This is a genomic window from Bradyrhizobium sp. CCBAU 45321 (assembly GCF_028128975.1).
Lineage (GTDB): Bacteria > Pseudomonadota > Alphaproteobacteria > Rhizobiales > Xanthobacteraceae > Bradyrhizobium > Bradyrhizobium yuanmingense.
In genome coordinates, this window is sequence record NZ_LFKZ01000120.1 from 119,704 (window position 1) to 133,480 (window position 13,777).

A 13,777-nucleotide genomic window follows, 5' to 3' on the forward strand; every position below is an offset into this window, starting at 1 on the left:
CTTGCGCGGTGTTACCTCAGGCATGGGCCGCGCCTTGCGAATTCTCGTTGCTGTTGCCGCATTGCTGGGCGGTGTCGTTTCGCTCCTAGCAGCGGAGAGCACTGCGCTGACGCGCGGTACCGCGATCACCGATCCCGCTCTCCTGCGCAAGCTCGACCAGAACAACACGCTGACGATCTCGCGTCTTTTGTCGCCGCAGCAGAGTTCGGACGTCCCGCTCACGACCGAGCGGATGTTCGCCGCGCTGCCGCAGCTGAAAGCGATTCTGCCCGCGATCGATGCGGAACTCGAACGCTACATCGCCTGGTACAAGACGACCTATCCGGGTGAGACCATCGGCGTCGGCGAGGGCTTCGACGCGCAATTGTTCGATCGGGCCAATCTGAAATCGCGCGAGGCGCGCTTCGTGCTGGCCGGCATCGTCAATCGCATGGACCGTGCCTATGTCTCGGAAGAGTCCTGTGGCGAGATCCGGCTGATCTATCGTCTCGCGCGGTTCGATGGCGGGCCGGATGGCGGCAAAACCGCAACGCGCCTGCCGATGACGTTCAACCTCGTGCTGAAGGCGCGCGACGCGCGCCAGACGGATGCGAGCGGCAAGCCGATCAACTGCGCCGAGATCGCGCGGCGCTGGCTCGACAACGGCGACTGGCAGGGCTTGATCGGCAGTCGCTTCCCGCCTGACGACGCCATGCTCGACAGCATCGAGACCAACATCCAGGTCTCGGTCGCGCCGAAATCGGCGCTGCACGATTTCCGCTCCGACTATCTTCTCAAGGTGTTCAAGTACGACGCCGCCACCAGGACGTTCGAGGAATCGACGCTGGAGAACCAGATCGACCGCGACCGCATTCTTGCCGACGATGCGCTGCGGCGCGACTTCAAGGCTTGGCTGCTCGCGCCGGAGAATTTGCGCGAGTTCGATCGCGGCACCGTGCTGATCCCGGAGAAATTCCTGGCCAAGGTCGCAATTGTGCCGACCCCCGCCGGCCTCGACGCTTCAGCCTTGCAGCCGGAGTTCGGCTTGATGCAGGGGGAGGGCAAAGGCGATCCCGTCTTCACCGACAATGACGTGGTCGGCGCGCTGAAGCAGGCGGCGGCACGCGGCCTCGACATGCAGAACGTCCGTTCGGTCGCAGGCTTCCAGCGCCGTCTCAACGACATCACCTGCGCCGGCTGTCACCAGGCCCGTGGCATCGGCGGCTTCCATTTTCCGGGCGTCGATTGGCTTGCGGACAGACCGTCGAATGTCGCCATCGTGGCCGCCTCGCCGCACTTCTTCGGCGACCAGCTCCGCCGCCGCGACATCCTGACCGCGTTCGCGGCCGGAAAAACCCCTGATTTCTCACGCGGATTTGCCAGTCGGCCACAGACCCGCGGCAGCAGCGAACTGGCCGGCAGCGAATATCAGGACGGCTGGGGCGCGCATTGTTCCCTGCAAGATGCGGGATCGGGAGCGCCGGACAGGAGTTTTACGTCATGGAGCTGTGTTAACGGTCTGACCTGTCAGGCTGCCGCGGCCTCGCGCCGCATCGGCATGTGCTTCATCAAGACACGTTAGCGCGTGATCCAGGAAAAGTGTGGAGCGGTTCTCCGAAGGATCACGCGCAAGATAAAGTCTCAAGCGATTTGGATGACCCATGACGGATACCGGCGAAGCCAACAAGGCGCGCAATCGCGAGATCGCGCGGAACGAGGAAGCCAAGCAGGTTATCGGCAGCGCCCGCGTGAGCATCTGGGCCGTCGCGGTGGCCGTCATCGTCGGCGGAATTCTGTTCACGCTGGGCTGGCTGTCGCTGAGATAGCTCCGCAAACTCTTCGACCGAAGGCCCGGAGCGAGCCGCGGGTTTACCTCTCCCCGCTTGCGGGGAGAGGTCGAATTCGATCGCCGATCGAATTCGGGTGAGGGGGTACAGATCCCTCGACGAACTCACATGTGGAGAGAGGCCCCTCACCCCAACCCTCTCCCCGTAAGAACGGGGCGAGGGAGAAGAGAGAGTCCTCACGTCGCGTAATTCGTCATCCGTTTTCCCGGCAGCAGCTCGTAGGCCGGCTTCCAGCCGGGTAGCGCGGCCATGCGGCCGAGCCAGGCGCGGATGGCGGGATAGCTCGCCGCAAAATCGAAGCCGTGCTCGTCGCTGGGATAATGCAGATAGGCCATCATCGAGATGTCCGCGACCGTCGGCCTTGCGCCGATCGCGAAAGCATTGTGCTGGAGATGGCCGTCGAGGATGCCGAGAAAGTCCTCGAGCCGCCGGCGGAAATGCTTCAACACCTGCGGGTCGTTCTTCTCGGTGAAGGCGCGCATGAAGCGGTAGGTCGCCATATAGCCGGTGAGCTTGTGGTTGTCCCAGAACAGCCAGCGCAGCAGCTCGAACTTCTCGTCCTCCGTCTCGGCGCCGAAGCGGCCGTATTGCTCGGCCAGCTTCAGCAGCAGCGGTGCGGTCTGCGTCATCTTCACGCCGTCGATCTCGAGCACGGGAATCTCGCCCATCTCGTTGACGGCCTTGCGCCACTCCGCCGTGCGCGTGACGCCGCCGGCGAAATCGGTCCACACCGGCTCGAACGTCTCGCCGCAGAGCGTCAACATTAGCGCCAGCTTGTAGCTGTTGCCGGATTCGGGGAAGTAGTGCAGGCGGTAGCTGGGCATGGGACCTCGCGAAGCGTGTTGTTGCTGCGATTATAAGCGAGATCGCCCACGCCGTCATTGCGAGCGCAGCGAAGCAATCCAGCAATGCGTCCGCGGAGACACTCTGGATTGCTTCGCTGCGCTCGCAATGACGGGGTTAGAGCGCGCGCTCTTAACCGACCGCCCCCGAGCCCCGCAGCTGCTTGATCGCCGCCTCGTCAAATCCCGCCCCGCGCAGAATCTCGTCACTGTGCTCGCCCACCGCGGGCGGCTTGCGCGGCTGCACCTTCTTGGCGCCGTCGATCCAGATCGGACTGTTGATGGTGAGCATGGTGTCGTTCTCGAACGGCACCAGCACCTCGTTGTCGAGCATCTGCTTGTCGTTGGGGATGTCGTCCAGGATGGCGACGACGCCGAACACGAGGCCATTGCCGTCGAGGATTCTTCGCCATTCGGCGAGATCCCTGGTAGCGAAGGTCTCGTCCAGGATCTTGATCAGGTCGACCGAGCGGGCGTGACGGTCGGCCTTGGTGACGAAGCGGGGATCGTTGATCAGATCCTCCCGGCCCAGGCATTTGGCCAGTGTCGGAAACTGCTTCTCCTCGTTGAGCAGCGACAGGATTAGCCAGCGGCCGTCCTTGCATTGGTAGTGGTTAGCGACTGCGTTCAGCGCGCGCTCCCGCGGGCGCCGCTCGCCGAACTTGGCGCCGCAGAGTTTTGCTTGCGCCAGCACGCTCGCCGCCCACACCCCGTTCGCCATCAGGTTGGACGAAACATGCGAGCCCTTGCCGGTCTTCTCGCGCTGATACAGCGCGGTGACGATCGCGCCGTAGAACGCCATGGCGCAAGGGTGGTCGCCCATGCCCGCGACCGAGCGGGCCGGCGTGGTGTCGGTGTCGGCGCGGACGAGATCCATCAGGCCGGAGCGCGCCCAATAGGCATTGCTGTCGAAGCCAGGCTTGTTGGCTTCCTCGCCCTTTTCGCCATAGCCGGTGAAGGAGGCGTAGATCAGCCGGTCGTTGAGATGGGCGAGGTGGTCATAGGTGATGCCGAGCTTGGCGCGCACCGGCGGCGGCATGTTGGTGATGAAGACGTCGGCCTCCGCCACCAGTCTATAGAGCACGGCCTGCGCTTCCGGCTTCGACAGGTCGAGCGCGATGCTCTTCTTGTTGCGTGCCTCCAAGAGCCAGGCGAAATTGTGCTCGCCTGAGGGATAGCCCGGCAGGTTCGGCAGGTTGCGATAGGGGTCGCCAGTGCCGGGCGGCTCGATCTTGATGACGTCGGCGCCGAAATCCGACAGCACGGTCGCGGCCGCGGGCGCTGCGATGAAGCTCGCGCAGTCCAGAACCTTCAGGCCTGCAAAAATGCCCTTCTCCATCGCGGCGTCGCTCCCTTGCTTCAGTCGTTTCCCGCACGCTGGAATTGGCGCGGGCAGGTAGTGGGAGCATTAGACCGATGTTTTGCCGGGATGCAACGGCGCCTGGCGCAGGGCCTCACTCCTCCCCCGCAAGCAATGCGGCATTGCCGCCGGCCGCAGCCGTGTTGATCGTCACGGTCTGCTCGGTGGCAAAGCGCGCGAGGTAGTGCGGGCCGCCGGCCTTGGGGCCGGTTCCGGACAGGCCGCTGCCGCCGAACGGCTGCACGCCGACCACGGCGCCGATCATGTTGCGGTTGACGTAGATGTTGCCGACCTGGACGCGGTCGACGATGGCCTCGATGGTGTCGTCGATGCGCGAATGGATGCCGAGGGTGAGCCCGTAGCCGGTGCGCGCAATCGATTGCAACACACGTTCGAGGTTCTCCGCGCGATAGCGCACGACATGCAGGATCGGGCCGAACACCTCTTCGGTGAGCTGACCGGCCTCCTTGAGCTCGAAGATATGCGGGGCGACGAAGCAGCCATCCGGCGCGGCGCCTGCAAAGTGCAGCCGCGCCTCGCGCTTCATCCGCGCGATATGCGCATCGAGGCGCTGCTTGGCCTCGTCATCGATCACTGGACCGACATGAGTCGCGACATCCGCGGGATCGCCGATCTTCAGTTCGCGCGCGGCGCCCGCGATCATCTCGATCATGCGGTCGGCGACATCCTCCTGCGCGAACAGGAGCCGCAAGGCCGAGCAGCGCTGGCCTGCGGAGCGGAACGCAGAGGTCACGACATCGTCGGCGACCTGCTCGGGCAGTGCGGTCGCATCCGCGATCATGGCATTGATGCCGCCGGTCTCCGCGATCAGCGGCACGATCGGCCCGTCCTTGGCGGCCAGCGTCCGGTTGATCTGGCGCGCGACTTCGGTCGAGCCGGTGAAGACTACTCCGGCGACATCAGGATGCGCGGTGAGGACGCCGCCGATGCGGCCGTCGCCGGTGACGAGATGCAGCGCGCTTCTGGGGATGCCAGCCTCGTGCAGCAGAGCGACCGCCTCGCGCGCGATGCGCGGCGTCTGCTCGGCGGGTTTCGCCACCACGCTGTTGCCGGCCATCAGCGCCGCGGTCACCTGGCCAAGAAAGATTGCGAGCGGAAAATTCCACGGCGAGATCGCGACGAACACGCCGCGGCCGCGTATGGCGAGCACATTGCTCTCGCCGGTCGGGCCGGGCATGGCGGCATCGTTTCCGAACAGCTTGCGGCCCTGCGCGGCATAGTAGCGGCAGAAGTCGGCGGCTTCGCGCAGCTCGGACAGAGCGTCGTCGAGCGTCTTGCCGCCCTCGGCTTGCAGCAGCGCGATGAAACGGGCGCCGCGGCTTTCCAGGAGATGCGCGGCCTGCTCCAGCGCCGCGGCGCGCGTGCCTGCAGGCGTCCGGCTCCAGCTGCGAAAGCCGGCGCGCGCAGCCGTCACCGCCGCGTTGGCCTGATCCGGTGTTGCGTCAGCGACAGGCTTAAGCTCGGCCGCCGCGGCCTTCACGTCCGTCAGCAGCCGGTCGAGTGCGGCACGCTCACCGAATTCGACGCCACGCGAATTGCGCCGTTCCGGCGCGAACAGATCTGCCGGCAACGGTATTTTGGCATGAGGCGCCTGTTGCGGCCGGCCAATGGCATCCGCCGGCCGCTGCAGCAGCGCCGTGACAGGCACGCGATAATCGGCCGCCTGCGCCACGAACGAGGAGTTGGCGCCGTTCTCCAACAGCCGCCGCACCAGATAAGCGAGCAGGTCGCGATGGCTGCCGACCGGCGCATAGGTGCGGTAGGCGATGTCAGGATGATCCTTTGCGAGTTGCTCGTAGAGCGCTTCGCCCATGCCGTGCAGGCGCTGGAACTCGAAGCCGCCGCCATCAGTTGCGAGCTCCAGCACGGTCGCGACCGTCAGCGCGTTGTGGGTGGCGAATTGCGGGAAGATGCGCGGCCGCAAGGCGAGAAGCTTCGTCGCGCAGGCGACGAAGTTCAGATCGGTCATCGCCTTGCGCGTGAACACGGGATAGCCGTCGAGCCCGCGCTCCTGCGCGCGCTTGATCTCGGTGTCCCAATAGGCGCCCTTGACGAGGCGCACCATCAGCTTGCGGTCATGCGCGCGGGCGAGTTCATCGACATAGTCGATCACCGCGCTGGCACGCTTCTGATAGGCCTGGATCGCGAGGCCAAATCCGTCCCAGCCGGAAAGCGATGGATCGGCGAGCGTCGCTGCGATCACGTCGAGCGACAGCTCCAGCCGGTCAGCCTCCTCGGCATCGACGGTGAAGTTGAGGTCATGCGCCTTGGCGCGCCGCGCAAGGTCCAGCAATAGCGGCACCAGCTCGGCCATCACGCGGCCGCGGCTGATCGCCTCGAAGCGCGGATGCAGGGCCGAGAGCTTGACCGAGATGCCGGGCCGGTCGGGCAGGGGATGGTTGCCCGAAGCCTTGCCGATCGTGTCAATCGCGCTGGCATAGGCGTCGAAATAGCGCTTGGCATCGGCGGCCGTTCGCGCGCCTTCGCCGAGCATGTCGAAGGAATAGCGCGGCTTCTGGCCGGAGCGCGGCCGAGCCCGCTCCAGCGCCTGCTCGATGGTCTCCCCTAACACGAAATGGTTGCCCATCAACCGCATCGCCTGGCGCGTCGCGGTGCGCACCGCCGGTGCGCCGAGCCGCTTCACCAGCCGGCCGATGGTGCCGTCGGGCGTCTCGCCCGGCTGGATCACCCGCGCCGACAGGCCGAGCGCCCAAGCCGAAGCGTTCACCAGGAACGCGGTGGACTTGGTCTCGTGGTGGATGAAATCGCCCTCGCCGAGCTTGTCCTCGATGAACTGGTCGGCGGTGCGCGCATCGGGCACGCGCAGCAGCGCTTCGGCCAGCACCATCAGCGCCAGCCCCTCCTTGGTCGAGAGCGCGAACTCCCGCAGCATGTCCTCGACCCCGCCGAGCCGGTCGTCGCGCTTGCGGATCGCCTCGATCAGCCGCGTCGCCGTGCGGTCGATCCGGGCCTCCTGGGCCGGGACGAGATGCGAGGCCGGCAGAAGCTTTGCGGCGATCTCGGGATCATCGGGAGCGTAGGGCGCAGAGAAGGGGGGCGGGATGTTCGGCATGGCGTGTCCTGTGGCTGAAATCCAGGATAAGGCCCGCGTGACCGTAGTTCGATAGACAATTTAGCCAATTTGCCTTAGAAAATGAAGAGCATTAGCCACTTGGCCACATAAGCTATGGAACTGGATCGAACAGACCGGAAAATCCTCTCGATCCTGCAGGAGGATGGGCGCATCGCCAATGTCGAGCTCGCCGAGCGCATCGGGCTGTCGCCGACCTCGATCGGCGAGCGGTTGAAGCGCCTGCAGCGCGAGGGCTTCGTCGAAGGCTATGGCGCGCGGCTCAACCCGCACCGGCTGGGCCTTGGGCTCCTGGTGTTCGTCGAGGTGCTGCTCGACAAGACGACGCCCGAGAATTTCGAGCGGTTCGCCCGAGCCGTGAGGCTCGCCCCTGAAGTGCTGGAGTGTCACATGGTTGCCGGCGGCTTCGACTATCTTGTGAAGGCGCGGCTTGCCGACATGACCGCCTATCGACGCTTTCTCGGCGAGACCCTGCTGTCGATGCCGGGCGTGCGCGAGACGCGAACTTATGCGGTGATGGAGGAGATCAAGCGCGACGCACCGCTGCCGGTGGGTTAGCGAAGTGCAGTCGCGATTGTCATTGCTGTGGTTCGATGAGCGGTCTTCGCAAGGAAAAAATAGCTATCCTTGTGCAATCGCAACGCCTGTCGTCGAATGCACCGGCCGTCTTCTTAAATTTTCTTGGCCCGCTCCCGGACAAATCCGGGAGGCAGCAAAGGCTGGCGCGGGCTTATACTTTGAGGTTTTCCGCGGAGGTCTTGCCCCGGTTTGCGATCTCTTCATATTCCACCGTCTGTCCCTCGTTGAGGGTCGACAGACCGGCCTTCTGCACTGCCGAGATATGCACGAACACATCCTTGCCACCCGACGCAGGCTGGATAAATCCATAACCCTTCGTCGGGTTGAACCACTTGACCGTACCTTTAGCCATCACGACTTCTCCGCGGGTCTTCCTCCGAGATCTCGAACCGCCAGTCCCCGCCAACCGGCCGGTTCGGTCCTAACAGGATACGCGGAATGTGGCAGGCTTGGTAGCTCAAACCACATCGCCATTTCGCCGAATTCCGCTCAACTTCGCGGCGTTTTTGCCGGTTTTGCCCGTTTCGCGGTCAAATGGCCGGCACGCGTGACGGCGTCGGTCAGTAGGTCGCAGCCAGATAATCGACGATCTTGCCGACATCGGCATCGTCGATCGGTGCGCCATAGACCTTGATCATCTTGGTCACCTCGGCCTGCCAGAACGCCCTTTTGTCCTTCATCGGCGGCTGCGTGGCGACGTAGTCGGACGAGTGGCAGGCGCTGCAATTGCCCTGCACGACCTCGAGATTGGGACCGGGCTTGAAGGCGGCGACTTCGTCGGGGGTCTTGTAATTGACGGGCGCTGCAAGTGACGAGCCCATTAATGCGGCGACGGCGAGCGTGATGGCGAGGCGAACGATGCGCTGCATGGTCAGTCTCCTTCAGGCCACTCTGACGCGGACGGCTTCGACGGCGTTGCGCAAATAGCCCGCCGGGTTCCAGCGCGGCATGTCCGGCTGGGTCTCACCGCCATTGCCGGTGGCGCGGACCTTGAGCTCGTGGCTGCCGGCCGCGAGCTTCACCGGCAGCTTCCATTCGCGGAAGGCGTACTTGCCGAGGTCCTTGCCGAGCTTGGCACGGGCCCAGGTCCTGCCGCCGTCGGTGGAGACCTCGACCTGCTTGATGCCCTTGCCGCCATCGAACGCGATGCCGCGCAGGGTCACGGCTCCCGCCTTCAGCTTGGCGCCATCGGGGACGCTGGTGATGAAGGAGCGGATGGTGAAGCGGTTGATCGGAATCGTCGCCTTCGGCGCGGTGCCCGGCTCGACCGCATTGTTCGGCGTGTCGGGGATGCGGTAGGCCGACTTCATCCAGAAGCCGTCATAGACGTTGTCGATGACGATGATCTCGTTGAGGTGCTTGACCCAGTAGGTGCCGTAATAGCCGGGCACGACCAGGCGCAGCGGAAAGCCGTTGAGGAACGGCAGGTCCTCGCCGTTCATGCCATAAGCCAGCATCACCTCGCCGTCAGTGGCGTGATCGATGTCGAGTGCCTTGATGAAATCCGGCGTCTTGTCGTTGACCGGTCCGTCCATGCCGTTGAAGGTGACCTGCCTGGCGCCGCTTTGCACGCCGGCCATCTCCAGCACGTTCTTCAGCGGCACGCCGCGCCAGCGCGCGCAACCCATCGCACCGTTGGCGAGCTGGCCGCCGGCGACGCGCGGCTCGAAGAAGCCGCGGCTGTTGCCGGAGCACTGGTTGACGGCGACGATCTCCGTCGCCTTCATCTTGCGGATGTCCTTCAGCGACAATTTCAGCGGCTTGTCGACCTTGCCCTTGACCTCCAGCGTGAACTTGTCGGGGTCGAGATCGTAGGGCAGGTCGGAGAGGTGGTAGCGCACGAAGAACGCGTTGTTCGGCGTGATCGGGCCGTCATTGAACACCGCAAACGGCGTCTCGAGCTGCGGCGGCCGGCTGGTCAGGCCGATCATCGGCCGCTTCTGCGGATACTTCACCAGCGGCCGTTCGCCGTTGGCGAAGGGCAGGGTCACCGTGTCGAGGGCCAGCGCCTTGGTGGAATTCAGTGTGGCCGCCATGGCGGCAAGGCCTGCTCCCTTGAGCAGGTCGCGTCGATCGAACATTCCTTCTCCTCCCGGAGCTTCTCGTTGGATCGGCGGTCATCACCACGATCCTGCGCTCATCTGTCGCAACCATTTGCGTGAAGTCAATTCGCGCTTTCGCGGCAAGCCCGTGCCGCTGCGTTGCAGCAGGCCGGTGTTACGCATGTAGGAGATTGTGCCGAGCTGTGGCTGCGACGGCGGTGCGCTCCCTCGCCCCGTTCTTACGGGGAGAGGGTTGGGGTGAGGGGCCTCTCTCCACACCTTCGACTGCCGCGAGACCTGTACCCCCTCACCCGGAATCCGCGCAACGCGCGCATTCCGACCTCTCCCCGCAAGCGGGGAGAGGTGAACAATCACGCCGCCACGCGCTCGCTGCGATCGACCAGCGCCGCCAGCTCCCTCGCATTCGCCACCACCCGCACCGCGAGCGGCTGGTCGCGGCCGCGGATGGCGACCTCCTGCTGCGGCAGCGCGTCCTCTGCAATATCAGCGGTACGGCGCACTTCATCCGAGACGACGGCCTCGCAGGCCAGCGTCTTGGTCATGTCCTGCAGGCGGGCGGCGACGTTGACGGCATCGCCGAGCGCTGTGAAGACGATGTGATCGCGATAGCCGATGTCGCCGATGATGACCTCGCCGCCGTGGATGCCGATGCCGAAGCGGATCGGCTGGCGCAGATCGTGGCTCAGGAGATCGTTGAGCTCGTCGATATGCGCAGCGATTCCCGCGGCTGCCTTCATCGCCTGCCGGCAGGCGGTTTGCGGGTCGGCCGCGAGTCCGAACAGCGCCAGCATGCCGTCGCCGACGAACTGGTTCGGCTGGCCGCCGTTCTCGATCACCGCTTGCGACACCGCGCCGAGGAAGCGGTTGACGATGAAGACCGTGTCGAACGGCAGGCGCTTCTCGGCCAGCTGCGTCGAGCCGCGCATGTCCACGAACAGGCTGACGAGATACCGTTCCTGGCCGATACTGGCCGATGTCGAGGCTCCGTCCGTTGCATGCGTGTGAGCTGCGAAGAGCTGGAAGAAGGAGAGATCGGAGGTCGGACGCAGCTGACAGGCCAATCTGATCGAGGGATCGGCGGTGCCGACGCGGGTGAGCACGAAAGCCTCGCGCTGCGACGGAGTGGGCAGGGCATCATGATCGCCGATGATACGGATGCGGCAGGTCGAGCAGCGAGCGCGGCCGCCGCAGACGCTGGCGTGCGGCACGTTGTGGCGCAGGCTCGCCTCCAGCACCGACAGCCCCTTGGGGACCCGCACCGTCTTGCCGTTGCCGTAGGACAGCGCGATCATGCCGCCGCGCCGTTCGCGCAGGGTGCGCACGCCGCGCGCCGCCAGCACCAGTCCCAACAGACCGAAATAGCCCATGGTGAGACCGCCCGCGATGCGCTCGAGCGTGTTGCCTTCCGCAACCGTGCCGACCTGGCGGCGGGTGAGATGCTGCTTTCGCCATTCGGCATCGTCGCTGTCGACGGCGACGCTGCGGCCGCCCTGGTAGATGCCGAGCAGCGAGAGCGTCGGGATCAGCACGGCGGCCGCGAGCAGATAGGGCGCCGCGCGCGTGAAGAACGGCTTCAGCCGAAGCCAGAAATAGACGCCGATGCAGCCGTGCACCCAGGCAATGAGAAGCAGGATCGTCATCTGCCAGAGCAGACCCGGCGCCGCCACGAAGAACAAATAGAGCTCCTGCGGATAGAGCTTCTCGTGCCCGTACAGCGTCTGCGCGAGCCGCACGCCGATGACGTGGCCCATGACGAGGACGGGGATGCTCAAGCCGAGCACGAGCTGGAGCGGCTCAATCGTTCGCCAGCGGAATTGGCGACGCTGATACAACGCGTAGACGCCGAGCCCCATATGGGTGAGCGCGGCCGTGTAGAACACGATCGCGACCGGGAGGAACTGCCAGAACAGCGTGTGGTAGTAGACCCCGGCCTCCATGGCATCGACCGAGATGTTGCCGAGCGCGTGGTTGAGGAGATGACTGACCACAAAGGCAAACAGGATGATGCCGCAAACGAGGCGCACCTGCCGCACGCCGGCGGCGCGGACGACTGACATCTGTGTGGGAGCGGTGGCCATGATTCGGTTGTGTCAGGTCATGGAGGAGACCAGCCAGCGTAACCTTTAATTCCGGCGGCGGACAGCCTGTCCGATATGCGTCGCAAGGCACCGCTGTCGTTCCCGGACGAGAACCGTAGGGTGGGCAAAGGCGCGCACTTGCGCGCCGTGCCCACCATTTTTATCCCGATATGCTCACGGTGGGCACGCTTCGCTTTGCCCGCCCTACGACGTCTGCGCTTGTCCGGGACCACCCCCGGGGAGAGAGTTTGCCCCACATTGACTCCCCCTTCCAAGTCGGGGAAAAGCGCCGCCGTGACGATCGCTCCCGACATCTCTGCGAAGCCGGCCGGCGCCGAACGGCGTCTGATCCTCATGGCCGCAGCGATCATCGCCGCGATGACGCTGCTCCGCATCGTCTATGCCTCGGCCATCGAGCTGCGCACCGATGAAGCCTATTACTGGACCTGGTCCAAGGAGGCTGCGCTCAGCTTCCTCGATCATCCGCCCGGCATCGCCTGGCTGATCCGCTTCGGAACCGCGATCTTCGGCGACACCAATCTCGGCGTCCGCTTCGGCGGCATCGTCGCGATGCTGGTGACGCAGCTGCTGCTCGCCGACATCGTCCGCCGCCTCACCCATGATGCGCGCGCGATCGTGTTCGCGGTGCTGATGCCGGAGGCCGCGCTCTATTACGGCCTGTTGATGGCCAAGGTTGCGCCCGATGTCGCGATGATCCCGTTCGCGGTCGCGATGGTGTGGTCGCTGGTGCGGCTGGCGCAAAGCGGCGACGGCCGCTGGTGGCTGGCAGCCGGCCTGTTCGCGGGCCTCGCGATGCTGTCGAAATTCACCATGGTCATGTTCGCGCCTGCGGTCGCCGCCTTTCTGCTGGTGCCGGATTGGCGCTGGCGCTGGCTGCGCAGTCCTTACCCCTATCTCGCCGTGCTGGTCGCGCTAGCGGTGTTCTCGCCGGTGCTGATCTGGAACGCGCAGCACGACTGGGCCTCATTCCGTTTCCAGGGCGTGCGCGCCACCGCCAATTACGGCATCTCGCTGCGTACGATCGGCGATTACGTCGGCCTGCAATTCGGTCTGGTCGGCTTCGTCTTGCTGCCAGTGGTGCTGACGGGCCTGGTGCTGACGGCGTGGCGCGGCTATCGCACGCGCGAGCCGGTCGCGATCCTTTTGTCGACGGCGGTGCTGGTGTCGTTCGCCTACTTCTTCTTCAAGTCGCTGACGCTGCGCGTCGGCGACACCTGGCCGATGTTCATGTGGCCAGTCGGTTTTGCCGCCACCGCGGTCAACCTCGTCACGATGAGGAAAGAGGGATGGTCCGCCAGGATGCTGGAGTCCTCGCTGTTCTGGGCCAGGACGGCGATCGTCTCAGGCATCCCCTTCGTCATCATCGTGTTCCTCTACTACGTTGCCGCGCCCTGGAATCTGCTCGGCAAGATCGACCCGATCGGCGCCGAGGCCGGCTACGAGCAGGTCGCCGCGCGGGCGCAAGCCGCCCTCGACGCAACAGGCGCGACCTGGATCGCAACCACGGACTACCGCACCTACGCCATGATGCGCTGGCTGTTTCGGGGCCGCGTGCCCGTTATCGAGATCAACGAGCGCGGCCGCTTCCAGGATTTCCGCGACCCCGGCATGGACAGGATCAAGGGTCATGCCGGCATCTATGTCGGGCGCGAGCCGGACAACCGCGCATCGCTGTGGGAGCACATTCCGGCGCAGCGCGAGCAACTCGCCACGGTCGAACGCCGCTGGCGCGGCGTCGTGACCAACACCTATGTGATCGAAAAGCTCACCGGCTGGACCCCGCAGCTCTCGCCGCCAAAGGACTCGCCGCTGTTCCAGTGGAAGGTGCTGGCGGACGCCGGCGGGCGCTCGCGTTCTCTCTCCAATCCCCTCCAGGAGCCTGGAGCGGGAGGGTAA

General features: G+C 65.2%; 11 protein-coding genes. 4 read left to right on the forward strand and 7 right to left on the reverse strand.

The window, feature by feature from the left end; translation table 11 throughout:
• Nucleotides 1–22: 22 nt before the first annotated feature.
• Together ACM43_RS16860 and ACM43_RS16865 are read left to right on the forward strand one after the other, a co-directional pair.
• Nucleotides 23–1,561, forward strand: coding sequence for a hypothetical protein (locus ACM43_RS16860; protein ID WP_271541509.1), 1,539 nt, complete (start codon nt 23–25; stop codon nt 1,559–1,561).
• Between the two features lie 79 nt (nt 1,562–1,640).
• Nucleotides 1,641–1,805: a hypothetical protein gene (locus ACM43_RS16865; protein WP_198399824.1), complete on the forward strand. Its 165-nt coding sequence runs from the start codon at nt 1,641–1,643 to the stop codon at nt 1,803–1,805.
• Nucleotides 1,806–2,002: 197 nt separating this feature from the next.
• Here the strand turns inward: ACM43_RS16865 and ACM43_RS16870 are convergent, their stop codons facing one another.
• From ACM43_RS16870 to putA, 3 genes are all read right to left on the reverse strand, one after another.
• Complete coding sequence (locus tag ACM43_RS16870; protein WP_271541426.1) at nt 2,003–2,650, reverse strand: glutathione S-transferase family protein; 648 nt, start codon at nt 2,648–2,650, stop codon at nt 2,003–2,005.
• Nucleotides 2,651–2,801: 151 nt separating this feature from the next.
• Nucleotides 2,802–4,007, reverse strand: coding sequence for a CaiB/BaiF CoA transferase family protein (locus tag ACM43_RS16875; protein WP_271541428.1), 1,206 nt, complete (start codon nt 4,005–4,007; stop codon nt 2,802–2,804).
• A 115-nt stretch (nt 4,008–4,122) separates the two neighbouring features.
• Nucleotides 4,123–7,122, reverse strand: a complete 3,000-nt coding sequence (gene putA / locus ACM43_RS16880; protein ID WP_271541430.1) for a bifunctional proline dehydrogenase/L-glutamate gamma-semialdehyde dehydrogenase PutA — start codon at nt 7,120–7,122, stop codon at nt 4,123–4,125.
• A gap of 114 nt (nt 7,123–7,236) precedes the next feature.
• Between putA and ACM43_RS16885 the strand changes: the two genes are divergently transcribed.
• Entirely contained in the window at nt 7,237–7,698 is a 462-nt protein-coding gene (locus ACM43_RS16885) for an Lrp/AsnC ligand binding domain-containing protein (protein ID WP_057027770.1), read from the forward strand.
• 172 nt (nt 7,699–7,870) lie between these two features.
• On the opposite strand, the gene ACM43_RS16890 is transcribed toward ACM43_RS16885, so the two are convergent.
• The 4 genes from ACM43_RS16890 to ACM43_RS16905 all read right to left on the reverse strand — a co-directional run bounded on the left by ACM43_RS16890 (nt 7,871) and on the right by ACM43_RS16905 (nt 11,860).
• Nucleotides 7,871–8,071, reverse strand: a complete 201-nt coding sequence (locus ACM43_RS16890; protein ID WP_008563500.1) for a cold-shock protein — start codon at nt 8,069–8,071, stop codon at nt 7,871–7,873.
• A gap of 208 nt (nt 8,072–8,279) precedes the next feature.
• Entirely contained in the window at nt 8,280–8,588 is a 309-nt protein-coding gene (gene sorB, locus ACM43_RS16895) for a SorB family sulfite dehydrogenase c-type cytochrome subunit (RefSeq protein WP_271541433.1), read from the reverse strand.
• Nucleotides 8,589–8,600: 12 nt separating this feature from the next.
• Nucleotides 8,601–9,800, reverse strand: coding sequence for a SorA family sulfite dehydrogenase catalytic subunit (gene sorA / locus ACM43_RS16900; protein WP_271541435.1), 1,200 nt, complete (start codon nt 9,798–9,800; stop codon nt 8,601–8,603).
• 332 nt (nt 9,801–10,132) lie between these two features.
• Complete coding sequence (locus ACM43_RS16905) at nt 10,133–11,860, reverse strand: adenylate/guanylate cyclase domain-containing protein (protein WP_271541437.1); 1,728 nt, start codon at nt 11,858–11,860, stop codon at nt 10,133–10,135.
• A 354-nt stretch (nt 11,861–12,214) separates the two neighbouring features.
• Here ACM43_RS16905 and ACM43_RS16910 point away from each other — a divergent pair, with 354 nt between their 5' ends.
• Nucleotides 12,215–13,777, forward strand: a complete 1,563-nt coding sequence (locus tag ACM43_RS16910; protein ID WP_271541511.1) for a glycosyltransferase family 39 protein — start codon at nt 12,215–12,217, stop codon at nt 13,775–13,777.

Coding starts and splice junctions, on each gene's coding strand:
- ACM43_RS16865 (WP_198399824.1), top strand. CDS start 1,641: ATGACGGATACCGGCGAAGCCAACAAGGCGCGCAATCGCGAGATCGCG.
- ACM43_RS16875 (WP_271541428.1), bottom strand. CDS start 4,007: ATGGAGAAGGGCATTTTTGCAGGCCTGAAGGTTCTGGACTGCGCGAGC.
- sorA (WP_271541435.1), bottom strand. CDS start 9,800: ATGTTCGATCGACGCGACCTGCTCAAGGGAGCAGGCCTTGCCGCCATG.
- ACM43_RS16860 (WP_271541509.1), top strand. CDS start 23: ATGGGCCGCGCCTTGCGAATTCTCGTTGCTGTTGCCGCATTGCTGGGC.
- ACM43_RS16905 (WP_271541437.1), bottom strand. CDS start 11,860: ATGGCCACCGCTCCCACACAGATGTCAGTCGTCCGCGCCGCCGGCGTG.
- ACM43_RS16890 (WP_008563500.1), bottom strand. CDS start 8,071: ATGGCTAAAGGTACGGTCAAGTGGTTCAACCCGACGAAGGGTTATGGA.
- ACM43_RS16870 (WP_271541426.1), bottom strand. CDS start 2,650: ATGCCCAGCTACCGCCTGCACTACTTCCCCGAATCCGGCAACAGCTAC.
- sorB (WP_271541433.1), bottom strand. CDS start 8,588: ATGCAGCGCATCGTTCGCCTCGCCATCACGCTCGCCGTCGCCGCATTA.
- ACM43_RS16910 (WP_271541511.1), top strand. CDS start 12,215: ATGGCCGCAGCGATCATCGCCGCGATGACGCTGCTCCGCATCGTCTAT.
- ACM43_RS16885 (WP_057027770.1), top strand. CDS start 7,237: ATGGAACTGGATCGAACAGACCGGAAAATCCTCTCGATCCTGCAGGAG.
- putA (WP_271541430.1), bottom strand. CDS start 7,122: ATGCCGAACATCCCGCCCCCCTTCTCTGCGCCCTACGCTCCCGATGAT.